The 25,996-nt window shown below is 68.4% G+C and carries 25 protein-coding genes; 16 read left to right on the plus strand and 9 right to left on the minus strand.

Features of this window, described 5'->3' with window-relative positions; translation table 11 throughout:
* Window positions 1-15 precede the first annotated feature (15 nt).
* From serA to DKT77_RS09560, 3 genes are all read left to right on the plus strand, one after another.
* On the plus strand, window positions 16-1,611 hold the full coding sequence (gene serA, locus DKT77_RS09550; protein WP_109811472.1) for a phosphoglycerate dehydrogenase: 1,596 nt from the start codon (window positions 16-18) through the stop codon (window positions 1,609-1,611).
* 95 nt (window positions 1,612-1,706) lie between these two features.
* Complete coding sequence (gene bktB, locus DKT77_RS09555; protein WP_109811473.1) at window positions 1,707-2,882, plus strand: beta-ketothiolase BktB; 1,176 nt, start codon at window positions 1,707-1,709, stop codon at window positions 2,880-2,882.
* Window positions 2,883-2,958: 76 nt separating this feature from the next.
* Complete coding sequence (locus DKT77_RS09560) at window positions 2,959-5,232, plus strand: response regulator (RefSeq protein WP_109811474.1); 2,274 nt, start codon at window positions 2,959-2,961, stop codon at window positions 5,230-5,232.
* Between the two features lie 39 nt (window positions 5,233-5,271).
* Here DKT77_RS09560 and yaaA read toward each other — a convergent pair whose 3' ends face one another.
* The 3 genes from yaaA to DKT77_RS09575 all read right to left on the minus strand — a co-directional run bounded on the left by yaaA (window position 5,272) and on the right by DKT77_RS09575 (window position 8,585).
* On the minus strand, window positions 5,272-6,069 hold the full coding sequence (gene yaaA, locus DKT77_RS09565; protein WP_109811475.1) for a peroxide stress protein YaaA: 798 nt from the start codon (window positions 6,067-6,069) through the stop codon (window positions 5,272-5,274).
* A gap of 76 nt (window positions 6,070-6,145) precedes the next feature.
* Entirely contained in the window at window positions 6,146-8,206 is a 2,061-nt protein-coding gene (gene recQ, locus DKT77_RS09570; RefSeq protein ID WP_109811476.1) for a DNA helicase RecQ, read from the minus strand.
* A gap of 91 nt (window positions 8,207-8,297) precedes the next feature.
* Window positions 8,298-8,585, minus strand: a complete 288-nt coding sequence (locus tag DKT77_RS09575) for a YggT family protein (protein WP_109811477.1) — start codon at window positions 8,583-8,585, stop codon at window positions 8,298-8,300.
* Window positions 8,586-8,726: 141 nt separating this feature from the next.
* On the opposite strand from DKT77_RS09575, the gene DKT77_RS09580 reads away from it, so the two are divergent.
* From DKT77_RS09580 to DKT77_RS09610, 7 genes are all read left to right on the plus strand, one after another.
* Entirely contained in the window at window positions 8,727-9,290 is a 564-nt protein-coding gene (locus tag DKT77_RS09580) for an acyl-CoA thioesterase (protein ID WP_109811478.1), read from the plus strand.
* Between the two features lie 42 nt (window positions 9,291-9,332).
* Entirely contained in the window at window positions 9,333-10,682 is a 1,350-nt protein-coding gene (locus tag DKT77_RS09585) for an MFS transporter (RefSeq protein ID WP_109811479.1), read from the plus strand.
* Window positions 10,679-11,578: a penicillin-insensitive murein endopeptidase gene (mepA, locus tag DKT77_RS09590; protein WP_109811480.1), complete on the plus strand. Its 900-nt coding sequence runs from the start codon at window positions 10,679-10,681 to the stop codon at window positions 11,576-11,578. The genes DKT77_RS09585 and mepA overlap by 4 nt, the downstream gene beginning before the upstream one ends.
* Entirely contained in the window at window positions 11,551-12,495 is a 945-nt protein-coding gene (locus DKT77_RS09595; RefSeq protein ID WP_109811481.1) for an esterase-like activity of phytase family protein, read from the plus strand. The genes mepA and DKT77_RS09595 overlap by 28 nt, the downstream gene beginning before the upstream one ends.
* 59 nt (window positions 12,496-12,554) lie before the next feature.
* Window positions 12,555-13,163 (plus strand): queuosine precursor transporter, encoded by a 609-nt coding sequence (locus tag DKT77_RS09600; protein WP_109811482.1) that lies wholly within the window; start codon window positions 12,555-12,557, stop codon window positions 13,161-13,163.
* Between the two features lie 366 nt (window positions 13,164-13,529).
* Window positions 13,530-14,255: a hypothetical protein gene (locus DKT77_RS20690; RefSeq protein ID WP_146204988.1), complete on the plus strand. Its 726-nt coding sequence runs from the start codon at window positions 13,530-13,532 to the stop codon at window positions 14,253-14,255.
* A 39-nt stretch (window positions 14,256-14,294) separates the two neighbouring features.
* Window positions 14,295-14,672 carry a hypothetical protein gene (locus tag DKT77_RS09610; protein WP_109811484.1) on the plus strand — a complete coding sequence of 126 codons (378 nt, stop codon included), beginning with the start codon at window positions 14,295-14,297 and terminating at the stop codon, window positions 14,670-14,672.
* Between the two features lie 221 nt (window positions 14,673-14,893).
* Here DKT77_RS09610 and DKT77_RS09615 read toward each other — a convergent pair whose 3' ends face one another.
* Window positions 14,894-16,114 carry an extracellular catalytic domain type 2 short-chain-length polyhydroxyalkanoate depolymerase gene (locus DKT77_RS09615; protein WP_109811485.1) on the minus strand — a complete coding sequence of 407 codons (1,221 nt, stop codon included), beginning with the start codon at window positions 16,112-16,114 and terminating at the stop codon, window positions 14,894-14,896.
* Window positions 16,115-16,255: 141 nt separating this feature from the next.
* On the opposite strand from DKT77_RS09615, the gene arfB reads away from it, so the two are divergent.
* On the plus strand, window positions 16,256-16,678 hold the full coding sequence (gene arfB / locus DKT77_RS09620) for an alternative ribosome rescue aminoacyl-tRNA hydrolase ArfB (protein WP_109811486.1): 423 nt from the start codon (window positions 16,256-16,258) through the stop codon (window positions 16,676-16,678).
* Window positions 16,671-17,648: a phosphotransferase enzyme family protein gene (locus tag DKT77_RS09625; RefSeq protein ID WP_109811487.1), complete on the plus strand. Its 978-nt coding sequence runs from the start codon at window positions 16,671-16,673 to the stop codon at window positions 17,646-17,648. Before arfB ends, DKT77_RS09625 begins: the two co-directional genes overlap by 8 nt.
* Here DKT77_RS09625 and DKT77_RS09630 read toward each other — a convergent pair.
* Entirely contained in the window at window positions 17,645-17,959 is a 315-nt protein-coding gene (locus tag DKT77_RS09630) for an HNH endonuclease family protein (protein WP_109811488.1), read from the minus strand. The genes DKT77_RS09625 and DKT77_RS09630 overlap by 4 nt on opposite strands.
* Before the next feature lie 20 nt (window positions 17,960-17,979).
* On the opposite strand from DKT77_RS09630, the gene DKT77_RS09635 reads away from it, so the two are divergent.
* Window positions 17,980-19,212, plus strand: coding sequence for a TIGR03862 family flavoprotein (locus DKT77_RS09635; RefSeq protein WP_109811489.1), 1,233 nt, complete (start codon window positions 17,980-17,982; stop codon window positions 19,210-19,212).
* Between the two features lie 16 nt (window positions 19,213-19,228).
* On the opposite strand, the gene DKT77_RS09640 is transcribed toward DKT77_RS09635, so the two are convergent.
* Window positions 19,229-19,846, minus strand: coding sequence for an enoyl-CoA hydratase/isomerase family protein (locus DKT77_RS09640; protein WP_109811490.1), 618 nt, complete (start codon window positions 19,844-19,846; stop codon window positions 19,229-19,231).
* Window positions 19,843-20,601: an SDR family oxidoreductase gene (locus DKT77_RS09645; RefSeq protein ID WP_238547775.1), complete on the minus strand. Its 759-nt coding sequence runs from the start codon at window positions 20,599-20,601 to the stop codon at window positions 19,843-19,845. The genes DKT77_RS09640 and DKT77_RS09645 overlap by 4 nt, the downstream gene beginning before the upstream one ends.
* 104 nt (window positions 20,602-20,705) lie before the next feature.
* Here DKT77_RS09645 and DKT77_RS09650 point away from each other — a divergent pair, with 104 nt between their 5' ends.
* Window positions 20,706-22,148: a hypothetical protein gene (locus DKT77_RS09650; protein WP_238547776.1), complete on the plus strand. Its 1,443-nt coding sequence runs from the start codon at window positions 20,706-20,708 to the stop codon at window positions 22,146-22,148.
* A gap of 32 nt (window positions 22,149-22,180) precedes the next feature.
* Here the strand turns inward: DKT77_RS09650 and DKT77_RS09655 are convergent, their stop codons facing one another.
* Together DKT77_RS09655 and DKT77_RS09660 are read right to left on the minus strand one after the other, a co-directional pair.
* Window positions 22,181-23,140: a transferrin-binding protein-like solute binding protein gene (locus DKT77_RS09655; RefSeq protein ID WP_146204989.1), complete on the minus strand. Its 960-nt coding sequence runs from the start codon at window positions 23,138-23,140 to the stop codon at window positions 22,181-22,183.
* A gap of 85 nt (window positions 23,141-23,225) precedes the next feature.
* Entirely contained in the window at window positions 23,226-23,678 is a 453-nt protein-coding gene (locus DKT77_RS09660) for a phosphate-starvation-inducible protein PsiE (RefSeq protein WP_238547777.1), read from the minus strand.
* Window positions 23,679-23,821: 143 nt separating this feature from the next.
* On the opposite strand from DKT77_RS09660, the gene DKT77_RS09665 reads away from it, so the two are divergent.
* Window positions 23,822-25,168: a TldD/PmbA family protein gene (locus tag DKT77_RS09665; RefSeq protein ID WP_109811493.1), complete on the plus strand. Its 1,347-nt coding sequence runs from the start codon at window positions 23,822-23,824 to the stop codon at window positions 25,166-25,168.
* Window positions 25,155-25,949 (plus strand): inositol monophosphatase family protein, encoded by a 795-nt coding sequence (locus tag DKT77_RS09670; RefSeq protein ID WP_109811494.1) that lies wholly within the window; start codon window positions 25,155-25,157, stop codon window positions 25,947-25,949. Before DKT77_RS09665 ends, DKT77_RS09670 begins: the two co-directional genes overlap by 14 nt.
* The last annotated feature ends 47 nt before the right edge of the window (window positions 25,950-25,996 follow it).

Raw genomic sequence — 25,996 nt, forward strand, 5'->3', positions numbered from 1 at the left:
TGAAGGAACGCCCTAATGGCTCCCAAGGTACTCGTCTCTGACAAGCTGTCCGAAACCGCCGTACAGATCTTCCGCGACCGCGGAATCGAGGTGGATTTCATGCCCGACCTGGGCAAGGACAAGGAAAAGCTGCTTTCCATTATCGACCAGTATGACGGACTCGCGATCCGCTCCGCGACCAAGGCGACCGCGAAGCTGATCGAGGCGGGCACGCGGCTCAAGGTCATCGGCCGCGCCGGGATCGGCGTGGATAATGTTGATATTCCAGCGGCTTCGCGGAAAGGCGTGATCGTGATGAACACGCCCTTCGGCAACATGATCACCACCGCCGAGCACGCGATCGCCATGATGTTCGCCGTCGCACGCCAGATCCCCGAGGCGTCCGCCTCCACCCATGCCGGCAAGTGGGAAAAGTCCCGTTTCATGGGCGTGGAGCTGACCGGCAAGACGTTGGGTGTGATCGGCGCGGGCAATATCGGCGGCATCGTGTGCGACCGCGCCCGCGGCCTGCACATGAAAGTCGTCGCCTACGATCCGTTCCTGTCCGAAGACCGCGCCAAGAAACTCGGCGTGACGAAAGTCGATCTCGACGAGCTGCTTCAGCGCGCTGATTTCATCACGCTTCACGTCCCGAAAACCGAGAAGACGGCGAACATCCTGTCGCGCGAGGCGATCGCCAAGATGAAGAAGGGCGTGCGGATCATCAACTGCGCACGCGGCGGTCTTGTGGATGAAGAGGCGCTGGCAGAGGCGCTGAAATCCGGACATGTCGCAGGCGCGGCCTTCGATGTGTTCGCGGTGGAACCCGCAACCGAAAACGTTCTTTTCAACCTGCCCAACGTGGTCTGCACCCCGCATCTCGGCGCCGCCACCACCGAGGCGCAGGAAAACGTCGCCCTTCAGGTCGCCGAACAGATGTCGGACTACTTGTTGACCGGCGCGGTGCAGAACGCGCTCAACATGCCGTCCGTCACCGCCGAGGAGGCCGCCGTCATGGGCCCCTGGGTCAAACTGGCCGAACATCTTGGCAGCTTCGTGGGGCAGATGACGGACGAACCGGTGAAGGCGATCAACGTGCTTTATGACGGGCGCGTATCGAAGATGAATCTGGATGCGCTGAACTGCGCGACGCTGGCGGGGTTCATGAAAGCCACCAACCCCGACGTGAACATGGTTTCGGCCCCGGTGATCGCGCAGGAGCGTGGTATCAAGCTGTCGCGCACCACGCAGGACAAGTCCGGCGTGTTCGATGCCTACATCAAGCTGACAGTGGAAACAGACACCCGTACCCGCACCATCGCAGGGACCGTGTTCAGCGACGGCAAGCCGCGCTTCATCCAGATCAAGGGCATCAACATCGATGCCGAGGTGGGGGCGCACATGCTTTACACCACAAACCGCGACGTGCCGGGCATCATCGGCACGCTGGGCAAGACGCTGGGCGAGCACAAGGTCAACATCGCCAACTTCACGCTGGGCCGGACCAAGTCCGGCGAGGACGCGATCGCGCTTCTGTATCTCGACGATCAGCCGCACGAGGCCTGCCTGACCGCGCTCACGGACACCGGCCTGTTCCAGCAGGTCCGCCCACTGCGCTTCGACGCCGCCTGACCGCGCGGCCACCGCCGCCCCCTGCGCCGTGACATCCAAGTTGCAGGGGGCCGGCAGGCCTGTAGGGTCCGCTCCGTCTGGGGGAGGACCTTTTCATGCAAGGCGTCGTCATACTGAGCGGCGCACGTACCGCCATCGGCACTTTCGGGGGCAGCCTTGCGGGCACGCCCGCCACCGAGAACGCGACCGTCGCCGCCAAGGCCGCGCTCGACTGCGCCGGGCTGGACCCCGCCCGAGTCGGCCAGTTTGTCATGGGCCACGTTATCAACACCGAACCGCGTGACATGTATCTCAGCCGCGTTGCCGCGATGGGCGCGGGCATTCCGGGCACCACGCCCGCCATGAACGTCAACCGCCTGTGCGGGTCGGGCCTGCAGGCCGTGGTGTCGGCGGTGCAGGCACTGACGATGGGCGACGCCGACTTCGCGCTTGCCGGCGGTGCCGAAAGCATGAGCCGTTCACCCTATGCGCTGCCCGCCGCCCGCTGGGGTCAGAAGATGGGCGACGCGACCGCCGTGGACATGATGGTGGGCGCGCTCAGCTGCCCCTTCGGCACCGGCCACATGGGCGTGACGGCCGAGAACGTTGTATCCGAACACCAGATCAGCCGCTCCGACCAGGACGCTTTCGCCGTCGAAAACCGGGCACGGGCTGCACGGGCGATCGCGGAAGGACGCTTCGACAGCCAGATCGTGCCGGTCGAGGTGACAGTGAAGCGCGACACGGTCGCGTTTTCGGTGGACGAGCATCCCAAGGCCAGCACGGCCGACCAGCTGGCCGGGCTGCGCCCCGTGTTCCGCAAGGACGGCACCGTCACCGCGGGCAACGCGTGGGGGATCAACGACGGGGCGGCGGCGCTGGTGCTGGCCAACGCGCAGGCTGCGTCGGATGCCGGGCTGGCACCTCGCGCGCGCATTCTCGGCTATGCCCATGCAGGGGTCCGCTCCGAGGTCATGGGCCTTTGCCCGATCCCGGCCGTGCAGGCGCTGCTGGACCGGACCGGCCTGTCCGTCGGCGATTTCGACGTGATCGAAGCGAACGAAGCGTTCGCGGCGCAGGCGCTGGCGGTGTCCCGCGCGCTGGGGCTGGCCCCGGAGCGTGTGAACCCGAATGGCGGGGCGATCGATCTGGGGCATCCTGTCGGTGCCAGCGGCGCCATCATTTTGATCAAGGCGCTGCATGAGCTGGAACGGATCGACGGGCAGCGCGCGCTGGCCACGATGTGTATCGGCGGCGGTCAGGGCATCTCCGTGGCGATCGAAAGGATCTAGAGACGGTTCGCCCCCGTTCACGGCCTGTTCAGAAAAACCCGGCACAGTCGCCCGCAACGAATTGGCCGGAGCGGACATGCCGAACGGGGGCGGGTCAGACCTTTCAGAAATGCTGGCGCAGGAACGGCGCGCCCGGCTGGCGGCCGAACGGCTGCTGGACCAAAAGAGCCGCGAGTTGCACAACGCGAACCGCAAGCTTTCGGCCCATGCTCGGCTGCTGTCGGACGAGATCATCGTCAAGCGCGAGGAAGCCCGCAGCTTCCAGTCCGAGGCCGAGAACCTCAAGGGCGAGAACACGCAGGTCCGTGCCGACCTGCAACGCGCCAACAATCAGGCGGTAAAGGCCGAGCGGCGTCTTTGGGAAGCGCTGGAAACGATCCAGGACGGGTTCGCGGTTTTCAACGCCCGCGACCAGCTCGTGATCGCCAACCATTCCTACATGAACCTTTTCGACGGGTTGGAGAGCATCCGACCCGGCGTGACCTACCCTGACATCCTGCAGCTTCTGGTCGAAGAGGGGCTTGTCGATATCGGCTTCGAGGGGCCCGAGACATGGCACGCCCGGATGCGCGCGCGCTGGCAGCAGGAGCGGATCGAACCGATCACGCTCAAACTGTGGGACGAACGTTATGTGAAGCTGATCGACAGGCGGGCGCGGGACGGCGACATGGTCAGCCTCGCGCTGAACATCACCGAAACCATCCGCTACGAAGAGCAACTCAAGGAACAGCGCAGCCGGGCTGAAGCCGCGAACCGCGCGAAATCCGCCTTCCTCGCCAACATGAGCCACGAGATCCGCACACCGATGAACGGCGTGGTCGGGATGGCGGACCTGCTGTGCGACACGGACCTGTCCGAGGAACAGCGCCTCTACGCAGAAACGATCCGCAGTTCGGGCGAAACGCTGCTGGTCATCATCAACGACGTTCTGGACTACTCCAAGATCGAGGCGGAGAAGCTCACGCTCAACCCCGCACCGTTCGACCTTGAACGCACCATCCACGAAGTGCTTCTCCTGCTCAAACCTTCAGCGCAGGAACGCGGCATCGACCTTCTGATCGATTTCGACATGTTCCTGCCGACCCGCTATGTGGGCGATCCGGGGCGCATCCGTCAGATCCTGACCAACCTGATGGGCAACGCGGTGAAATTTACGCTGGAAGGTCACGTGCTGATCCGTGTGACCGGTTTTCCCAGCGACGGCGGGCTGCACGAATTGCGCATCACGGTCGAGGATACCGGCATCGGCATTCCCGCCGACAAGGTCGACCACATTTTCGGCGAATTCAACCAGGTGGACGATGAACGCAACCGCCGTTTCGAGGGCACGGGGCTCGGCCTGTCGATCACCTGCAAGCTGATCGCGCTGATGGGCGGCGAGATCTGGGTGGAATCGGTCGAGGGCGAAGGATCCAGCTTCGGCTTCAGCCTGACGCTGCCTACCGACGAGGACGCGCTGGCCCGCACCCCGCCCGTCCACATGGGCGATCTGCGTACCGCGTTGGTGATCGACGATCAGCAGATTAACCGGATGATCCTGGAACGGCAATTGTCGGTCATGGGTTTCCAGGTCTCGTCCTGCCGCTCCGGCGCGGAGGCATTGGGCCGACCGGAAACCGCCTATGACCTGATCATCACGGACTACCGGATGCCCGACATGGACGGGCTGGAACTGGCCAAGCGGCTGCGCTCGCGCGGGGAAAGCGCGCCGATCCTGCTGCTCAGTTCAGCGCCGGGCGATTTCGGCCCCGCCGCGGTCGAAGCGGGGATCAGCGCCGTGCTGCAAAAGCCGCTGCTGCGCCGCGACCTGTTTCAGCGCGTGGCTGAACTGGGCATGCCGATGCCCGAAACCGCTCCGGAAGCTGACGCGCCGCCGGGCGCAGCGGCCGTTGACGGCCCTGCGAACAGGGCGCCAGTCGGGCGTGCGATGCGGATACTCGCGGCCGAGGACAACAAGACCAACCAGCTTGTGTTCGGGAAGATGGTCAGCGGCATGAACGTGGAGGTCACCTTCGCCAACAATGGCCGCGAAGCGGTGGAAGCGTTCCGCAGCGCGCGACCCGACATGATCTTCATGGACATTTCCATGCCAGAGATGGACGGAAAGGCTGCGACCCGGGCCATCCGCGCGCTGGAGGCGGAAAGCGGTGCTGTGGCTGTGCCGATCTGCGCACTGACCGCCCATGCGATGACTGGCGACGACAAAGACATCCTTGCCGCCGGCATGGACCACTACCTGACCAAGCCCCTGCGGAAGGCCGCGATCGCCGATATGATCGAACGGTACCTGCCGGAAGGCGCGGCGCTGCGCTTGCCAGATACCGCAGACAGCCCTACGAACCCCGACTGACAGACCGGGAATGTGTCGGGGCCCTCGCAGCGCGCCCCGTCATGCCGCTGCCTGCGCCGTCTCTGGCCGACGAAACACCGGCGCGTCGGGCGTGCTGCGCACCGGATCGTAGCGGTAGCCCGCATGTTCGAAATCGCGCAGCGCGGCGGTATCGGTCAACCGGTTCTCCACGATAAAACGCGCCATCGCGCCGCGCGCCCGCTTGGCATGGAAACTGATCACCTTGATATCGCCGCCGCGCTCTTCCACGAAGGCGGGCGTGATGACTCGCGGCGCCAGCGCACCCTGATCGACCGCACCGAAATACTCTTTTGATGCGCAGTTCACCAGGACCTCGCTGCCGGTCTCGGCGGCCTGCTCGGACAGCGCATCGGCGATGCGGGAACCCCAGTAGGCATAAAGCGACTTGCCCTCGCGCGTCTTCAGCCGCGAACCCATCTCCAGGCGGTAGGGTTGCATCCCGTCCAGCGGGCGCAGCAGGCCGTAGAGCCCGGACAGGATGCGCAGGTGGTCTTGCGCATGGGTCACGGCATCCGCATCGAGGCTCTGGGCGTGCAGCCCCTGGTAAGTATCCCCGGCAAACGCCCGTAACGCCGGGCGCAGATCCTCCGGCGCAGGGTCAGCGGCGAAGGCGCGAAATCGGGCCTGGTTCAACTCGGCCAGCGGCGCGCTGATCGACATCAGCTTGCGCAGATCGTCCCGCGACAGTTTCGCGGCCACCCCGGCCAGATATACCGCGTCCTGCTGGAAGGCGGGCGCCGTCGGGGCGAAGCCGTGCACGTGGGCGGCCTCTTCGGACCAGTCCAGCTTCTTGGCTGGGGAAATCACGACCAGCATATTCGTCTCCTTCTACAATCGGCTGACATAGGCCCGGCGCAAGGCCGCGTCCAGCCGCGCGGCCCCATCGGCACTGTCACTCCGACTGGGTCAACGCGCCAAGGAACGCTTCGGCGAAGCGTTCGGCGCGCCGGTCACCGATCAGCGCGGCGATGTCCTGCGGGGTCTGCGGCCGGGCACGGGCGATCCGCGCCAGTTCGGTGCTGGAACAACTCAGCGGCCGGTCCGTCCCGCCGACGCCGCGCAGCAGCGCGGCCTGCGCATCCTGAAGCCGGTCGAACAGTACCCCCTCGGATCGGCCGGCCAGCGCACGGCGTTGCGGGTGCTGCCCGGCGGGAGGCGCGCCGGCGATCACTTCTAGAAATAGCGCGCCGTAGCGTTCCAGCTTCTTCGCACCGACCCCGCCGATCCGCGCCATCGCGTCCATCGTGTCAGGCCGCTGCTCGGCCATCTCGATCAGGGTGCGGTCCGGAAATATGACATAGGCCGGCACGTTCGCCGCCTCGGCCAGCGCACGACGCTTGGCCTTCAGCGCGGACAGTAGCGGCGCATCCTCGTCCGATACCATCGCGCGCACCGCCGGCCCGCTCCGCGGCTTGGGCGCCACCGCGTCGCGGCGCAAATCGATGCGCTCGGTTCCCTTCAGGATCGGCCGGGCGGCTTCGGTCATGACCAGCGCGCCATGCCGTTCACGGTCGGGGCGCAGCAGATCGCGCCCCATCATCTGCCGGAACAACCCCTGCCACTGCGCCTTGGTGAATTCGCGCCCGACGCCGAAGGTCGGCAATCGGTCGTGCCCGCGTTGGCTGATCTTTTCCGTCAGGGTGCCCGTCAGGATATCGATCAGATGCCCCGCGCCGAAATTTTCGCCTGTGCGCAGGATCGCCGACAGCGCCTTGCGCACCGCATCCGTCCCGTCGATCACCTCGGGCGGGGTGTCGCAAAGATCGCACGCACCGCAGGGTTCGGCCGCTTCGCCGAAGTATCCCAGAAGGGTGCGGCGGCGGCAGTCCAGCGCCTCGGCCAGCCCCAGAAGCGCATTGAGCCGCCCATGATCCGCGTCGCGCCGTTCGGGCGGCGCGAGGCTTTCGTCGATCTGAGTGCGGCGCAGCCGGATGTCGTCGGCGCCGAACAAGGTCAGGGTTTCGGCCGGGGCGCCGTCGCGGCCCGCGCGTCCGATCTCCTGATAATAGGCCTCGATCGACTTGGGCAGGTCGGCATGGGCGACCCAGCGGATGTCTGGCTTGTCGATCCCCATGCCGAAGGCGACGGTCGCCACCACGATCAGACCATCCTCGCGCTGGAACCGCTCTTCCACGGCGCGGCGCGCCTCCGCTTCCATGCCGCCGTGATAGAAAGTGGACGGGTGTCCGTCCTCGCGCAGCGCGCGGGCGAGCGTTTCGGTCTTGGCGCGGGTCGCGCAGTAGACGATGCCGGATTGCCCGCGCCGCGCCGCCGCGAAGTCCAGCACCTGCCTGCGCGGCCCATCCTTCGGCGCGAAGGCGAGATGGATGTTGGGCCGGTCGAAGCCGCGCAGGAATTCCTGCGGCGCGCGCCCGCCGAACAGACGCGCCGCGATCTCGGCCCGGGTTTCGGCATCGGCGGTCGCGGTGAAGGCAGCAAGCGGCACGTCGAGCGCGGCGCGCAATTCGCCAATTCGCAGGTAGTCGGGACGGAAGTCATGGCCCCACTGGCTGACGCAATGCGCCTCGTCCACCGCGATCAGGCTGACGCCGATGCGCCGCAGCAGCGCCTGTGTGCCGCCCGAGGCCAGCCGTTCGGGCGCCAAGTAAAGCAGCTTGAGTTCGCCCGCATCGAGCGCGGCGAACACCGCTTCGGTTTCCTCGTCGGTATTGCCCGAGGTCAGCGCGCCCGCCGCCACCCCGGCCTCGCGCAGCGCGCGCACCTGGTCGCGCATCAATGCGATCAGCGGCGAGACGACGACGGTCACACCCTCGCGGTACAGCGCAGGCAGTTGGAAGCACAGCGACTTGCCGCCGCCGGTGGGCATGATGGCCAGCGTGTCGCGCCCTTCGGCCACCGCCTGCACGATTTCCCGCTGCCCGGGCCGGAAGCCCGAGAAGCCGAAGACTTGCGATAGCAGCGTGTCGAAGGAGCGGGGAGAGCCGTCCGGCATGGGGAAGCGCCTGTCGTGTTCCGGTTTGGAACCTTGTCCCATACCAGTCCTTGTGGGACAAGTGTCAGGCGCCCCCTTTTGTGGGGTCAGATCACACGAACGCGCCGGCGTTGTTGATCAGTACGATGCGCAGCGCATAGACCGCGATCAACGCCACCAGCGGCGCGAGGTCAAGCCCTCCCATCTGCGGGAGGAATCGACGGATGGGGCCATAGATCGGCTCCAGCAGGTTGTTCAGCCCGTACCAGATGGACCGGACGATATCCTGACCGAGGTTCAGCACGTTGAAGTTGATCAGCCAACTCATGATGATGTGGGCGATCATGATGAACCACACCACGTCAAGGATCAGCAGCAGGATTTGTATCAGCGACGTCATCGGCAAGGCACCTTTTCGGGAAAACTGTTGCGAAGAACGTATGGCGCGCGGCGCCGGAGAACAAGCACCGCCGCACTGCCGTGACGTTCCGGTTGACGCGCACGGACGGGCTGGCACGGTCCGCCGCGAAGGAGTCGCCGCATGTATCCATTCGCTCGCCTCGCCAAGGAATTCGTCGTGCACCGCAATGCGCCGCCGCTGGGGCTGTTCGACACCCATGTCAGCCATCACGTCTGTTGGCCCTGGGATCTCGACTTCCTGGCGGAACTGAACAATGGCCGCACGCTGACTTTGTACGACCTTGGCCGGATGCTTCTGGGAAAGCGGTCGGGGCTGTTCGCGGCAATGCGCCGACGCGGCTGGGGGCTGACCGTTGCCGGGTCGTCCACGCGCTACCGGCGCCGCGTGACCGCCTTCGCGCGGCTGGAAATGCGGTCGCGGTTGGCCGGCTGGGACGACCGGTTCATGTATCTTGAGCAGTCGATGTGGCACCGGGGCGAATGCACGTCGCACGTGCTGATCCGGTCTGCCGTCATCAAGGGCGGACGGATGGTTCCGACGGCCGAGGTGCTGGCCGAGTTCGGCGTGGAGGGCACAGCGCCCCACCTGCCCGACTGGATCGCCGCCTGGGCCGGGGCCGAAGCGCTGCGCCCGTGGCCACCGATGCACGAAGCACCTGAAAACAATCGCCCATTGCCCCACTAGCGGCCCACGCATAGGGTGCGGCGGGGCACAGGGTGAACGGACATGATCGAGGCAGGCGCTTCAAAGCGCATCTGGGGCTGGTATTTCTTCGATTGGGCCAGCCAGCCCTACAACACGCTTCTGCTGACCTTCATCTTCGCCCCCTACCTGAACGACGTTCTGGGCGATGGCACGGCGGCGCAGGCGGCATGGGGATACGGCGTGGGCACTGCAGGAGTGCTGATTGCCCTGCTGGCCCCGCTGCTGGGCAGCATGGCCGACCGCTGCGGGCCGCACATGCGACTGCGCTTCATCTGGGGGTTCTCGGCGCTCTACATCATCGGTGCATCCGGTCTGTGGTGGGCCAAACCGACTGACCCCAACCTGCTGGCCACTCTGATATTCTTTGGCATCGGGCTGATCGGCATGGAGTTCGCCACGATCTTCACCAACGCGATGATGCCCGATCTCGCGCCGCGCGCCGCCATCGGGCGGATCTCGGGCACCGGCTGGGCGTTCGGCTACCTTGGCGGTCTGGTCGCGCTTGTGCTCGTGCTGACGCTGCTGGCCGAACGGCCGGACACCGGAACCACGCTGATCGGGCGCGCGCCGATCCTGGGGCTGGATCCCGAAGCGCGCGAGGGCACCCGCGCCGTGGGCCCGTTCACCGCAGTTTGGTTCGCTCTCTTCATGGTGCCGTTCTTCGCCTGGGTAACGGAAATGCCCCCGCGCGCCGGGGTCCGTCTATCCGCCGCCGCCCGCAAGGCATGGCCCGACCTGCGCGCGGCGCTGCGCAGCCTGCCTGCGCGGCCCAGCCTGACCGCGTTCCTAGCGGCATCCATGTTCTACCGTGATGCGCTGAACGGGATCTATTTCTTCGGCGGGATATACGCCGCCGGTGTGTTGGGATGGACAGTCGTCGATGTCGGCGTGTTCGGCATCCTCGCCGTGATCTCGGCAGCGATATTCGCCTGGTTGGGCGGAAAATGCGATGCGCGATTCGGGCCGAAACCCGTGATCGCCCTGTCCATCGCGGTGCTGATCGGCGTGACGATCGCAGCGATATTCGTGTCCCGCGACGCAGTGTTCGGTGTGCCGGTGGATACGGCCAGCCGCCTGCCCGACATGGTCTTCTACGCTCTCGGGGCCGTGATCGGCGCGGCCGGCGGGGCGCTTCAGGCGTCGTCGCGCTGCATGCTCGTGTTTCAGGCGGACCCGACGCGAATGACTCAAGGGTTTGGGCTGTACGCGCTGACGGGCAAGGCGACGGCCTTCCTTGCGCCTTTTTCCGTGGCACTTGCCACCGATCTGACCGGCAGCCAGCAGATGGGCATCACACCTTTGCTGGGGCTGTTTCTTTTCGGGCTGGTTTTGCTAGTCTGGGTCAAACCGGACGGAGACGCGCAGTCATGAGACGACCCCTGCTTCTCGGCCTCGCCGCCCTTGTGCTGACCACCGGCGCCGCGCTGGCCGAACCCAAGGCCAACCAGCTTTTCGGTGCCAAGGCGACCGCGTCACCCCATAAGCCTCACGCGATCGGCACCTATGCCAAGGGGTGCGCCGCCGGGCTGGTGCAGTTGCCCGAGTCTGGCCCGACATGGCAGGCGATGCGCCTGTCACGCAACCGCAACTGGGGCCATCCCGAGGCGATTTCATTTATTCAGCGGCTCAGCGCCTTTGCAGCGGGTCAACCCGGTTGGGCCGGGCTCTACATCGGCGACATCAGCCAGCCGCGCGGCGGACCCATGCTGTCGGGACACCAGAGTCACCAGATCGGACTCGACATCGACATCTGGATGCTGCCGCCGAAGTCGCTGCGCCTGAGCCGTGGGCAGCGCGAGAGCATCAGTTCGGTTTCGGTGAGGTCGGGCGACCAGCGCCGCGTCAGCAGCGCATGGACCCCGCAACACGCCGCGATCCTGAAACAGGCCGCCCGCGACCCGGCGGTGGACCGGGTCTTCGTCACCGCCCCCGCCAAGATCGAGATGTGCAAGACCGCGCGCGCGGCCGACCGCGACTGGATGCAGAAGATCCGACCGATCTATGGGCACAACTATCATTTCCACGTCCGGCTGAAATGCCCGGCAGGCAGTCGCGGATGCCAGACCCAGACCCCTACCGTGGCCGAACTGTCCAAGGGCGGCAACGGCTGCGACGACACGCTGATGTGGTGGGTGACCGACTATCTTGACCCGCCCAAGACAAGACCCCAGAAACCGGCGGAGCCCGCCCCGCGCAAGCGCGGCGCGCGCGACTACGTGATGGCGGACCTGCCGCAAGCATGCCAGACCGTCCTGTCCGCGCGCTGATCGCCTGCCTTGCTGCGCTGCTGGCCGCAGCGGCCCCGGCTACGGCGCAGCAGGCCGAGCATCTTGGCAGCTTCACGTGGTCGGGGGGCGGCGCAGCGGCCTTTGGCGGCTTCTCAGGGCTGGAGCTGACCGAGGACGGGCGCGGCTTCTTCGCGGTGACCGACCGCGGCCACCTCGCCACCGGGCAGCTTCTGCGCGACGGGGACCGGATCAGCGGCGTCTCGCGGACCGAACTTCACCCGCTCACAACCGACACCGGCGCGCCGCTCGATCCTGTCATGTCGGACGCGGAAGGTCTGGCGCTCGCGCCGAACGGCGATCTTTACGTGTCCTTCGAAGCCGTTCACCGGGTCGCACGAATCCCGCCCGGCTCCGCACGGCTGCAACACGTTCCGCGCGGGCCGGAATTCGAAGACCAGCAGAACAATTCATCGTTCGAGGCGCTCGCGCTGGATCCGCAGGGGCGCCCGATCACGTTGCCCGAACGATCGGGCGCTTGGGAACGCCCGTTCCCGGTGTTCCGGCTGGAGGACGGCACCTGGACACGTCCATACACGCTGCGGCGCGACGGAAAGTTCCTGCCGGTCGGCGCCGATACCGGCCCCGACGGTCGGCTGTATCTTCTGGAGCGGCATTTCAACGGCATCGCCTTTTCCACTCGCGTGCGCAGCTTCGCCTTCACGCCGGACGGTATCGGCGACGAACGCCTTGTACTCCAGACCCTGCCGGGGCGGCACGACAACCTCGAAGGTATCAGCGTGTGGCGCGACGCGGCCGGGCGCATTCGCCTGACGATGATCTCGGACGACAATTTCGTGTTCGTGCAGCGCACCGAGTTCGTGGAATACGTCCTTCCCGGCACACCCATCGCGCTGCACGGCGGCGCGGGCCTTGAAACCGGGCGCGCGTGGCGGTAAGCGGCGCTGTCCCTCAGGGGCCAAGTCTCCGCAACCTTGTGAAAACGGAACCCATCTTCATGCTCCGCATCCTGCCCGGCGTTCTCGCCATGGCGGCCGTCGTCGTCGCCTCCAACATTCTCGTGCAGTTCCTGTTCGGCCAATGGCTGACTTGGGGCGCATTCACCTATCCACTCGCCTTCCTCGTCACCGACGTGATGAACCGCGTCTACGGCCCCGCCGCCGCGCGCCGCGTCGTGGCCGCCGGGTTCGCGGTCGGCGTGGCCTGCTCGCTGATCGGAACACAGATCATGGGCGAGTTCGGGCCGCTTGTGACGCTCCGGATCGCGCTGGGATCGGGCCTTGCCTTCCTGACCGCGCAATTGCTGGACGTGGCGATCTTCGACCGGCTGCGCGAAGGCGCGTGGTGGCGCGCGCCGCTGGCGTCCACACTGGTCGGTTCCACTGTGGACACGGCGATCTTCTTCACCATCGCCTTTGCCGCGCCGCTGGCCTTCATCGAGCCCGCCAACGACGTGTCATGGGCGAACGAGGCGCTGCCGCTGCTGGGCGCGGGGCCGGTGGTCCCGCTCTGGGTGTCGCTCGCCGTGGCCGACTGGGGCGTGAAATTGACCCTCGCCCTGCTCGCATTGATCCCGTTCCGGGCGCTTACGGCGCGCATGGTCTGAACGTTAGCGCCCCGAACCGAGCTTGGTTTCAAAGCGCGGCGCGGCACACCCCGGAAACAGCCAACAACCGGGGTTGGCAGAGTTTCAGATCGTCGCCTTCTCCGAGCATGCCTGTCCCGAAAGGCCGGGTATCGCTTGGGGGGCGTTTGCTTCGGAAATGCCTGACTCAAGGCGCCGGGCCAAACCGGCTTAAAGTCCGGCACAGGACCAAACGACATCACAACAAGACGCTACGCGCCGCGTCTGAGCACAAAAGCCATCGCAACGACGCACACGCCCCCCCCCCCCCGGGGGCGTTCCGGTCACGAACCGGTCTAGAACGGTCTAAGCCAATCGCAGGACTTCCGCCTGACCAAGGATGGCAACGTGGAGTTCTGCGCCCGCTTCAACACGCCCAGCGTGTCTCGCGTCAGGGCGTGGACCGCCAGCAGCGGCACCACGCCCGAGGCGCTTTTCGTGCAGGGCGACCCGCTGCCGAACGGCGGCGTTGTCCAGGGCCCGCGCATATCCAGGGCAATCTGCCCCAAGCCACCGACGGCGGAAGCGTTCTGTAAACTCCTGCCTTGTGGGGCGTCGTTCAGGACCGGTATCGCCGCCCTCAAGGATCGCAGGGGCACTGTGCCGATGGACGAAGGGCAGGTGCTGCCCACGGGCGGGACAGCGGTGGCAGTCGGCGGCACGGGCCCAATGACAAATGGCAATGGCGCCGTCTTCGCAAGGGTCTTCACGCACTCTCCCGACTTCGGTTGGCAGGCGGCGCTGGACCGGATCAAGGACGGCGCGGTCGAGGAACCGGCCGGGCCGATGCCTGGCAACCGGATCGGCAACGCCGACCTTAACGAGAACGACGAGGTTGCCCGGCTTGACGGCAACGGGACGCGGCCCTTCCTGCGCAAGATCGACGGCACGACCACGACGACGCGCCGCGATTTCAGGCACCCCAATCCCGGCGACTGGTCCAATTTGGATCTGAACGATGCGGGGCAAGTCTCCTTCACGTTTCACACTGCGACTGTCGGTGCCGCGATCGAACCGGGCCTGAGCTTCGACACCGGACCGGTTCTGCGCCCGGCTGCGCTGTTCGGTTTCTAAGTCGAGGCGCTCAACTTCAACACCAGTGGCACGGCGGGCGTGCTCTATCGCGGGCGCGAGGCGCAGACCGATCCGATCTTCGACACCCTTTTGGGCGTCATGAGCAGCGATGGCATCCAGACCGAAATCGCCAGCGTCGGGGAACAGATCAGCGTCGCGCGCGGTGATCTGCGCACGGTCACGCAGCTTTCCGTGACCGACATGGGCTACGGCACCAGCCGCGCGGGCAAGTTCTACAACGTCGCGACGCCGGTCCCTGTTCCGGCGGCAGCGTGGGTGTTTGGGGCGGGTCTGGCCGCGCGCGGTGGGCCGGCACGCCGACAGCGGCATCGCCCGGTTTTTTGGCGCAGCCCGCTCGCATCTGCCCCCTGTCAAAAATTCCGCTTTGACATTCGGCGCGGCCATGCCAACATTTAATCATCGGAAACAAAACGGAAGGAGGTGATCCAGTGTCGAGAGAGGTATTGGAGCGAGGTGTCGGAATGATCCGGGAGGACCGCCGTTAGGCAGCCCTGGCGGCGCATGCGCCGACCGGATCGGACGGAAGTCCTGACCGACCCCGCCTCCTTAACGTCTCGAAGGGCCACCGAAAGGTGGCCCTTTTCGTGTCATTCGGGCGGAAGGTCCCGGCGCACCGGTCAGCGCAGCGGGCAGGCATCCGGGGTGAACTGCCCGACCGCCGTCTCGTACAGAACGGAGGCACCATAATAGCCGCCGATCGGCGCGCCCGATCCCACGGCACACAGCGAGAAGCCGCAGGGTTCGGCCCGGCCTTGCTGGAAATGCACCGCATTGAAATCATCGTACTCCACACAGATCGGAAGATCGCCGTCCAGCTTCACGCCAAGCGCCTCCGCCATCCGCGCAACCGAAGCGATCTGCGGTGCCTGCTTGGTGTAGTAAACGTCGCTGCCATAGCCCCACCAGTCCCAGCAGCCCTTGGGATTGCCGCCGATGATCGACGCCTGCGCCTGCGGATACAGCACGACGATCCCGTTCGCCTCCGCCCAGGCGTTGTATCCGGTCGTCCAAGCGTACTCGTCACCCAGAACGGCCCGGCCCTGCTGGCAGCCGTGAAACGCGATGTGCAGCCGGCATTCCGCCCCGCCCGCGCAGGCTTCAGGCACATAGACGAAGCCTTGGGTGTTCATCTCCTGCTGGCCGGGATCGGTCAGGTAGGACCCCTGCGCGAACGACAGCAGCCTTTCCCGGTCCGGCGTGGTGGGCGGCGACAACGTGCCATGCACCCAGGTCAGAATGTCGCCCGCCTGGTCCACGCCGCAATCGCTGATGAAGGGCGGCTCGGTCTGCCCGCAAGGCACCGGTCCGCCCGCAGCAAGAAAGGCATGGCCCGCTGGCACATCGGTGACATGGCGCAGGTCAGCCTCCGCGATCCCCGCCTGCGCATAGAACCCCGCCGCCGCAGCCACGGCGGGCGGGGTCACTGTGTCGTCCTTCGTGCCCGAGAACAGGTAGACCCGGTCCCCTACCAGCCCCGAAAGCGGGTCGATCACCGCCGCCCCGGCAAAACCGCGCGCCGCCTCCAGCAGCGGGGCCACGGGCGGGCCGCCCTCCTCCGTCTGCATGCACGAGAACAGCGCGCCCAGCACCGTGCCCTCCGCGCAGTAATACGGCCCGCCCGCGACGACGCCCGCGCCGACGATCGCCTGGGAAAAAGCGACATGCATCTGCACTGCCATGAACGCGCCGCTCGACAGGCCGGAAACGCCGACAGCGTCCGGCGTCAGCGTAAGCCGCGGCAAGTCCTGCGCCGGAGCGACCTCGCCCACCAGCGACAGACCCGCGCCAAGCGCGAGAACACCCGCGACACCAGAAACCGAGAATACCTTGCGCACCATGCCGACCACCTTCCCTTGCAAAAAACAACCTGAACCCGTCATAGCACGGCCATGCTGCAACCGCAGCATAAACCGCCGCCCTTTGCCCTTTGCGCTGCGCGGCGCGGGCATTTATGCATGGCGGGTGCAGACGGGGCCGACATGCTGAAGATCACCGACCAGATCACCCTTCAGGACTGGGAATTCACCGAAAGCTTCACCCGTGCCTCCGGACCGGGAGGGCAGAACGTGAACAAGGTTTCCACCGCCGTCGAACTGCGCTTCGAGGCCGCGCGCAGCCCCAACCTGCCCGGCCCGGTCAAGACCCGGCTGAAACGCATCGCCGGGCGACGCTGGCTCGAGGACGGCGCGCTGATCCTGCGGGTGGAGGAAACCCGCAGCCAGGCCCGCAACCGCGAGATCGCCCGCGAACGGCTGGCCGAGATGATCCGCGCCGCCACCGTCGCGCCCAAGCGGCGACGCGCGACGCGGCCGACCAAGGGCAGCATCAAGCGACGGCTGGCCGGAAAGGCGCAGCGCGGGCAGGTCAAGGCGCTGCGCGGCAAGGTGGACCCCGATGACTGAAGGAGACGGGGCGGCGCTGGCAGCGCTCGACGCGCAGGCGCTGCGGGCGGCACAGGCCTGGGGCCGGCCGACCCGCGCCCCGCGGCTGGTGCAGCGGCGCGAGAACGCGGTCTTCGACGTCACGCTGGACGATGGACGGCGGATCGCGCTGCGACTGCACCGCGCCGGGTATCACGGCGGCACAGGCGTGACATCGGAACTGCGCTGGATGGAATCGCTGGCCGACGCCGGCTTCGCCTGCCCCTGGCCGCAGCGCACCGCGTCGGGCGCGCTGACGGACGAGGCAGCCGGGGTGACCGCCTCGGCGCTACAATGGCTGACGGCCGCGCCCGTGGGAGCCGGTGACGCGCTGCCCGACCCAAGGCTCGGACCGCCGACCGAGGTGCTGCACGCGATCGGCGCGCTGCTGGCCGACCTGCACCTGACAAGCGATGCCGTGGCCCCACAAGACCTGGCGCGCCCGGACTGGCGCGCGCCCGCCTTCTGCTGCCCGAACGCACCGATCTGGGGCCGGTTCTGGGACAACCCGGCGCTTTCGCCCGCCGATGCCGCGCTTCTGTGTGCCGCGCGGGACGTCGCGCGCGACCGGCTTGCCGCGATCCCGGCGGCACAGACAGGGCTGATCCATGCAGATGTGCTGCAGGAAAACGTTCTGGCCGGGGACGGGGTGTTCTACCTGATCGATTTCGACGATGGCGGGACCGGCTACCGCGTCTATGACCTTGCCACCGCTCTGATCCAGCACGCGGACGCGCCCGCACTGACCGACCTGCGCGCCGCGCTGACCGAAGGATACGCTGCGGCGGGCGGGCCGCTTCCGCGCGCGGCCTTCGACGATCTGCCGATGTTCATGGCGCTGCGGGCGCTCGCCTCGGCCGGCTGGGTGCTGGGCCGACTGCCGCCGGGGGATCCGCGCGTGGCCCGCTACGCGGACAGGGCCGTCAGGCTGGCGCGCGCATGGCTGGGCTAGCGTTTGCGCCGCGCGCCCGGCGTCCGCGAATGGAAATCCGGTGGCCGCCGCGCAACCCAGGCGATGAACTTCGCAAGCCTCGGATGCGCGCGCAGCGCCGCCACCGTCGAGTAGTCGCGCGCCAGCTCCGCCTCGGTCAGCGTCGCGTGGATCTCGTTGTGGCAGATCTGATGCAGCAGAACGGTCGGCCCGCCCTTGCCGCCGCGCAGCTTGGGCACAAGGTGATGGCGGCTCTGTTTCGTGCCAGGCGGGATCGGCCGGTCACAAAGCGGGCAGGACGGCGGATCCGGGATAGGGTCGGCATGGCGCATGCCCACAAGGATGGCACGCCGTGACCGAACGACAAGAGCAGACAGACGCGCTGGTGATCGGCGCGGGCCCTGCCGGGCTGATGGCCGCCGAAGTGCTGGCCGCGACCGGGCGGCGCGTGCTGGTGCTGGACCAAAAGCCCTCCGTGGGGCGCAAGTTCCTGATGGCCGGTCGGTCCGGGCTGAACCTTACGAAATCCGAGGACCCCGCCACCTTCGCACGCGTCTACGGGCCGTCGGCGGACTGGCTGGGGCCAATGCTGCGCGCCTTCGGGCCCGAACAGGTGACCGCATGGGCCGAAGGGCTGGGTCAGCCCGTGTTCACCGGCAGCACCGGGCGGGTGTTCCCGCGCGCGATGAAGGCCTCGCCGCTGCTGCGCGCGTGGCTGGCGCGGCTGCGGGCTGCCCGGGTGGAGATCCGCCCGCGCTGGCGCTTCGACGGCTGGGACGGCCCGGCGGCCCGCTTCGGCGCGCCGGACGGTCCCGCACAGGTGCTGGCCGACGCGACAGTGCTGGCGATGGGCGGCGCCAGCTGGGCGCGGCTCGGCTCCGACGGGGCGTGGACCGCGGCTCTGCGCGCTGCGGGCGCCCCGTGCACGCCTTTCGCCGCGTCCAATGTCGGGCTGCGCGTGGCGTGGTCGGACCACATGACCCGCCATTTCGGCACACCCGTGAAGGGCGTCGCGCTGGTTGTGCTGGGTCGGCGCCACCGGGGCGAATTCATCGTCTCGGCGCGCGGGCTGGAAGGCGGCGGCATCTACGCGGTGTCGGCGGCGGTGCGGGACGGGGCCGCGTTGACGCTGGACCTGCTGCCCGACCTCGACACGGCAGCGGTGATACAGCGCCTGGCGCGCCCGCGCGGCGGGCAAAGCCTGTCCAACCACCTGCGCCGCACACTGCGCCTGCCGCCGGTGTCGCTGGCGCTGGCCCGCGAATGGGCCGGCCCGCTGCCGACCGATCCCGCCGCGCTGGCCGCGTTGCTGAAGGCGGTGCCGCTGCGCCATGACGGGCCGCGCCCGCTGGACGAGGCAATCAGCACCGTGGGCGGGCTGCCACGCGCCACGCTGACCGACGGGCTGATGCTGAAAGCCCGGCCCGGCGTGTTCTGCGCGGGCGAGATGCTGGATTGGGACGCACCCACCGGCGGCTACCTGCTGACCGGATGCTTCGCCACCGGCCGCTGGGCGGGTCTGGCCGCGGCCGAATGGTTGACCGGCGCCAGCGTCGACGGGCCAGACAGCCCGCGCCTGATCTGAACGCCCCGCGCGCGGCTCAGCCGGGCCGGGTCAGCGCCTTGATCGCGGTCACATGCGCGGGCGCGGCGCCCAGCGCGGCCTCGGCCAGTTCCGCCGTGGCGGGCGCGAGCCCGTCCGCCGCGACCACCCGGTCCACCAGCCCGTGGGCCAGCGCCTCGGCCGCCGTCAGCTTCGCCGCGCCCATCAGGATCAGCCGCGCCCGCGCCGGACCGACCAGCGCCACCAGCCGCGGCGGATCGGACGGCTGGGGCAGGAACCCCAGCTTCATCACCGGATAAAAGAACTTCGCGCCCTCCACCGCAATGCGCAGGTCGCAGGCCAGTGCCATGCCGAAGGCGCCGCCCGCCAGCGTGCCGTTCAGGGCGGCGATCGACAGCCCGTCAAATCGCGCGATGGCGCCTGAAAGCCGCTCCCAGACCGGGTCGGTCGCAAGCCCGGCCTTGGCCGCCTCGAGGTCCGCGCCCGCGCTGAACACGCGGCCCGTGCCGGTCAAGACCAGAACGTTGGCATGACCCTGTGCGGCCTCGGCAAAATCGGCCAGCTCGGCCAGCATCTCGCCGGTCAGCGAATTGGCCTTGTCGGGACGGTCGATCACCGCCCGCCACAGCGCGCCCTCGCGCTCCGTGCGGATCATGCGCCCAGCCCCGCGGCCGCGCGGATCGCCGGGTCGCGCAGCGATACCTCCTGCCCCAGATGCTCGTCGCCGCCGGGGCCCGCCAGCCAGACCAGCGCGCGCGCCGGCCAGTCCGGCGGGATATGCTCGGACCGCGCCATCTGCGAGATCGCGCCGATGCCGCTGTCGCGGATGTCACCCTGCATGTCGGTGTCCACCGTGCCGGGGCTCAGCCCGATTGCCCGGATGCCAAGCGCCCGACCCTCCAGATCGGCGGACCGGGTCAGCATCGCCGCCGCGGCCTTGGACGCGCAATAGGCGCTCCAGCCCTCCAGCGGCCGCGACGCAGCCCCCGACGACACGGTCAGGATCGTGCCGCCCCCCGCCTGACCGATCATCACTTCCCAGGCCGCGCGCATCCCGTGATAGACGCCGGTCACGTTGATCTCCTGGGTCTTGGCCCAGGCCTCCGGGTCGGTCTGCCCGAACGGCGCGATGGGGGCTATCACGCCCGCATTGTTCACCAGCACATCGAGCCGCCCGAACGTCTTTACCGTCGCATCGACCGCCGCCGCCACCTCCCAGTAGCGCGACACGTCGCAGGGGATCGCCAGCGCCGCCTCGCCCAGTTCGCCCGCCAGTTCGGAAAGCGCCTCGCGCGATCGTGCCACCAGCGCCACCCGCGCGCCCTGCGCCGCGAAGGCCCGCGCAGTCGCCGCGCCGATGCCCCGGCTCGCCCCGGTGATCAGAACAGTTTTTCGTGATGCCTCGTCCAAGTGCCCTTCCCTCCGGGTGCCGCATACGCCAGTTTCACGCCAACGGCGCGACTGTGGCCCAGCATGGCCGCGCATGCAACGCACCCGCCCGAAAGGATGCCGAAATGATCATCGCCCGTTCCCTGCTGCTGACCACAGCCCTCGCCCTGCCGCTGCCCGCCGCCGCCGACCTCACGCCGGAAGGGCTTTGGCAGGATTGGCAGGACCGTGCCGCGGATGCAGGCCGCGACCTGACCGCCGAGGTGGAACAGGGCGCGGCGCTGACCCTGCGTGGCCTGACCCTGTCCCGCCCGGTGGGCGACGGGCTTCTGACCGCGCGATTCGAAAGGATGGACCTCGCACAGGACGGGCCCGGCGTGCGGCTCACACTGCCCGGCGGCCAGCAGGTCACGCTCACCGCCACCACCGAGACAGAGGGCACAAACGTCGCGACCTTCCGGCTGGGCGACGGCGCGCTTACCGCGATGGCAACCGGCGACGCCGCCGCGCCCGATTACGCGCTGTCCGCCCCGGCGCTGTCCGCCACGCTCGTCTCTCTGGTCCAGGACGGCACCGAGGTGGACGCAGACATGCGCGCCGACCTGACCGGGCTCGCGGGCACCCTGTCCGGCCTGAGCGGCGGCAGCGCACCGCTGGTGGCCGACCTGACCGCCGACGCGCTGGCGACCGAAGTGTCGGTGCGCGACCCCGCCACCGGATCCGAGGTGCGCAACACCGCGTCGCAGCAGGACGTGGCGCTTCGGGCGGACCTGTCCGGCGCGGGCGGCGGCTGGTCCCTCGTCGGGCGGCTCGAAAGCCGGGACGGATCTTCAGTCAGCCTGCAACAGGGCCCGGACGGCATGCTGGAAACCGACAGCCGCCAGGACACCAGCCGCATCGCGCTGACGCTGACCGACCTGCGGGCCGACTATTCCGCAGCCCTGACAGGCTTCGCCACCACCGTGACCAGTTCCATGATGCCGATGGGTCCGGTGTCGCTGGCCATGGCGGCCGCCGACCTCACCCTGTCGGTGCCAACCGCCCCCACCGCGGAACTGCAGACCGCGCGCATCGCCCTGGACCTGACCGATGCCACCGCCGACGAGGCAGTGTGGCAGATGTTCGATCCCAATGGCGCATTTCCGCGCGACCCGGCGCAACTGCGTCTCGTGGCCGAGGCCGACATCGACATGGTCGCACCGAACCCGGCGCTTGCCGGCCCCGATGCGGAACCCGCGGCCGCCCCGCGCGCGCTGCGGATCGACACCTTCTCGCTGGACCTCGCCGGGGCGTCGCTGTCCGGCGAGGGCGCGTTCCGCTTTCCCGAGGGGCCGGGCGGGGTGCCCGACCTGGCCCAGCCGGTGGGCGAAGCATCGCTGCGCGCCAGCGGGTTGTCGGGCCTGATGCAACAGGCGATGACCGGCGGCATCATGTCCGCCGAACAGATGATGGGCGCGCAGATGATGCTGGGCATGTTCGCCGTGCAAGGCGAAGGCGACAGCTTCACCAGCCGGATCGAGGCCCGCGAGGGCGGCGCGCTGTTCGTCAACGGCAACCAGTTGCGCTGAGCGTTCGGTAGCGGCCTGCGCGAGCCACGCCGCTACCGCCCACCCCCGAACGCGCCGAAGAACTGGCCGGCCTCGCCGTTGTTTGTGAACGTGCCGCCGACCTCCTCGGCATTCGGGCCGAAGAAACTGCCGGTCACGCTGACCCGGCCGACCGTGCTCACCTCCCCCTGGCCCGACCTCACCCTGCCCGCAAGGCCCGCCCCGGTCACGGTCAGCCTGCCGTTCAAGTCGTGTTCCGGCGCGCGCTGCGGCGTGGTGAAGTCTATGCCCTCGCGCATTGTGCCGGTCGTGGCGAAGGTTGCCGTGGCGAAATCCGTGGTCAGGGTCATGTCCGCCGTAGTGGTCGAAATCGTGCCGGAAAAGCTGGAATAACCGCGCGCCTTGCCGGTGTAGGTCGCCGTGAGCGTGCCGGGCGACGGCATCGCCGCCGACGGCGTCGGCGTGCCGCCAATAGCGATTCCCACCTGCCCGGCGTTCGGATCCTGTTCCCATAAACCGAAGGTCTGGTGCATGAATCCCGTGGTGCCCGGCTGCTGGAAGCTGACCAGAGCGCCGGTTGCAGCGTCCTCGGCCGTGACGACGCCGTTCGCTACGGTGATCGTGTCGCCGTCCCGCGTGTCGATGTCCAGCGCGACCCCTGCGATGGTACCCCGCGCCGCGACGATCATGCCGTCCTGCACGTCATAGGCCAGCGTGCCCGATGTCCCCGCCGGTGCGCCAAGCGACCCGTTTCCGGCGCTGGACCCAAGCGCAAAGGCCGACGACAGCGAATCCAACGTGACTGTGAAGGTTTGCGTGACGGGAGCCTGCGGCACCACCGGGTCGACCGGCGTTTCGGACGTCGGTGGCACGACCGGCGCTGCCCCGGCCGCAACAAAACTGCCGCCGCCGCCACTGCACGCGGCCAGCAGGCCAGCGGCCAGAACCGCGGCGGCGCCGCGCCCCGCCATGCCGCCGGGCTTCCATCCCGCCATACGAAACCCTGCGTGCATTCCCGGCTCCCGTTAACCAGTCTTTCACGACTAGCAGGGGTGCCGGCCGCAGGCACGTGTTTTCTTTACTAGGCGGCAGCTCTGCCTAGCTCAGCCTGCGCACGAAGCGCAGCAGAACCACGGCCGACACCGCCAGCAGCAGGATCGCACCAGCCTCGATCAGGATATTGGCCGGGTCCATCTCCTTGCCCTGCAGCACGATCAGCCGCGACAGCGCGGTGATGGCGATGAAGATCGGGAACACGATCGGCAGGCCGCGCCCGGTGTAGAACACCGACACCATCGCGATCACTTCGGTGTAGAGGAACATCAGAAGGATATCGCCCAGATCGACGCTGCGGGCGCGCCAGACGGCCATCACCTCCACGAAGGTCGCCGCCAGCGTCATGCCGACCACGACCAGAAGCAGCAGCCGTTCGAGGTACTTCAGGCCGCGCTCGACCATCGCCTCCTCGGTGCTGCGCGGTTGGCGGCGCTGCGGTGCGCCTGCACCGCTGTCGCCGTCACCGCTCGGCATGTTGTCCGATCCCAGCGCCATGATGCGCCTCCCCGCAATCTGTCAGACAACATGGATCGCGCCGCCGCGTTGGCAACCACGCCGCGCGCCCGTCTGGCGCGGCCCGCGCGCTTGCACGCCTCCCGCTGCCGGTCTACCTGTTGGCAACCAAGCCGGAGCCTTGCATGACCCCTTCGCTCACCGACCTGTCCCAGGCCCTCCTTCGCGCCGCGAAATCCGCCGGTGCCGACGCCGCAGATGTGCTTGTCGTGCGCGGCACGTCTGTCGGGATCGGCGTGCGCGACGGCCGCCTCGAAGAAGCGGAACGGGCCGAAGGCATCGATCTTGGCCTGCGCGTGCTGATGGGGCAGCGGCAGGCCTGCGTCTCCGCCTCTGACAGCGCGCCGGACACGATGGCGGCGATGGCCGAGCGCGCCGTGGCGATGGCCCGCGAGGCGCCCGAGGACCCGACAATCGGCCTTGCCGATCCCGGACAGCTCTCGGACCGGCGTGATGCGCGCGGGCTCGATCTGGCTGATGACGGGGAAGAACCAGACCCCGCCGCGCTGCAACAGGCCGCGCTCGCCTGCGAGGCGGCTGCGCGCGACATTCCCGGCATCAGCCAGATCGACCAGTGCAGCGCGGGCTACAGCCGCCGCGAGATGGTCATGGCCGCCACCAACGGTTTCTCGGGCGGCTACACGCGCACCGGGCATAGCCTGTCCTGTGTGGCGATCACAGGCACCGGCACCGGCATGGAACGGGACTATTTCGGCGACATGCGCCTGCACCGTGCCGACCTGCTCCCGCCCGAAGAGATCGGCCGCACCGCCGCCGAACGTGCGCTCGCCCGCGCCGGGGCCCGCCAGCCACGGACCGGCCGCTTCCCGGTGCTCTACGACGAACGCGTCGCCGCATCGCTGATCGGCCACCTGCTGTCCGCGATCAACGGCACCGCGATCGCGCGCGGCGCAAGCTGGTTGCGCGACGGGTTGGACACACCAGTCCTGCCCGTCGGCATCGACCTGGTCGAGGACCCGCATCGACCCCGCATCTCCGGCTCCCGCCCGTTCGACGCCGAAGGCCTGCCCACCGCCCGCCGCGCGCTGGTCGAAGGCGGAACACTCACCGGCTGGGTGCTGGACCTCGCCACCGGGCGCAAGCTGGACCTGCCCAGCACCGCCAACGCCACCCGCAGCGCGGCCAGCCCGCCCAGCCCCGCCACCGGCAACGTCACGCTCACTCAGGGTCCCAGAAGCCGCGAGGCGCTGATGGCCGAGATGGGCACCGGCCTGCTCGTGACCTCCCTGATCGGCGCCACCATCAACTCCACCACAGGCGACTACTCGCGCGGCGCCTCCGGCCTCTGGGTCGAGAACGGCCAGCCCGCCTTTGCCGTCAACGAATGCACCATCGCGGGCAACCTGCGCGACATGCTCCGCGCCATCGTGCCCGCGAACGACGCCCGCCCCCACCTGTCGCGGGTCGTCCCGTCGCTGCTGGTCGAGGGGATGACCCTTGCAGGCGCCTGACCCGGCGCAGGCCCGCGACGACCTTGCGCTGCTGACCGAGGTGGCCCGCGCCGCCGCCGATCTCGCGCTCTCGTTCCATGGCCGGAACCCGCAGGTCTGGCACAAACCGGACGAGGCGGGCCCGGTGACCGAAGCCGACCTCGCCGTCGACGCCCTGCTGCGCGACACCCTCACCGCCGCGCGCCCGGACTACGGCTGGCTGTCCGAGGAAACCCCCGACACCCCCGACCGCCTGTCGCGTCCCGCCGCCTTCATCGTGGACCCGATCGACGGCACCCGCGCCTTCGTGGCGGGCGAGAAGACCTGGGGCCACTCCCTCGCCATCGCCCACGAAGGCGAAGTCACCGCCGCCGTCGTGCTGATGCCGATGCTGGGAAAGCTCTATGCCGCGGCGCGCGGCGCGGGCGCGTGGCTGAACGACGAACCCCTCGCCGCCCGCGCGGGCAGCGACCCCGACAGCGGCGCGATGCTGGCGCGGCGCGGCGTGATGGATGCCGAACACTGGCCCGGCGGGCCGCCCGCGATGGACCTCTCGAACCGCTCGCCGATGGCCTACCGGCTCGCCTGCCTGGCCGAGGGGCGGTTCGATGCGACCTTCATCCCCAAGCCGATCTGGGAATGGGACCTTGCCGGCGGGATGCTGCTGCTGACCGAATCCGGCCACACCGCCACCGACCCCAGCGGAGCGCCCCTGCGCTTCAACGCGGCCCACCCGCGCGCGCCGGGCCTGCTCGCCGCCAACCCGGCCCTGCACGCCGCGCTGCTCGCCCGCCGGGGCTGAGCGCCGCCACAGGCGCAGGCTGGGGATCTTCCCATCATGCCCGACCC

The organism is Meridianimarinicoccus roseus (assembly GCF_003172915.1).
In the GTDB taxonomy this organism is placed as follows: Bacteria; Pseudomonadota; Alphaproteobacteria; order Rhodobacterales; family Rhodobacteraceae; genus Meridianimarinicoccus; species Meridianimarinicoccus roseus.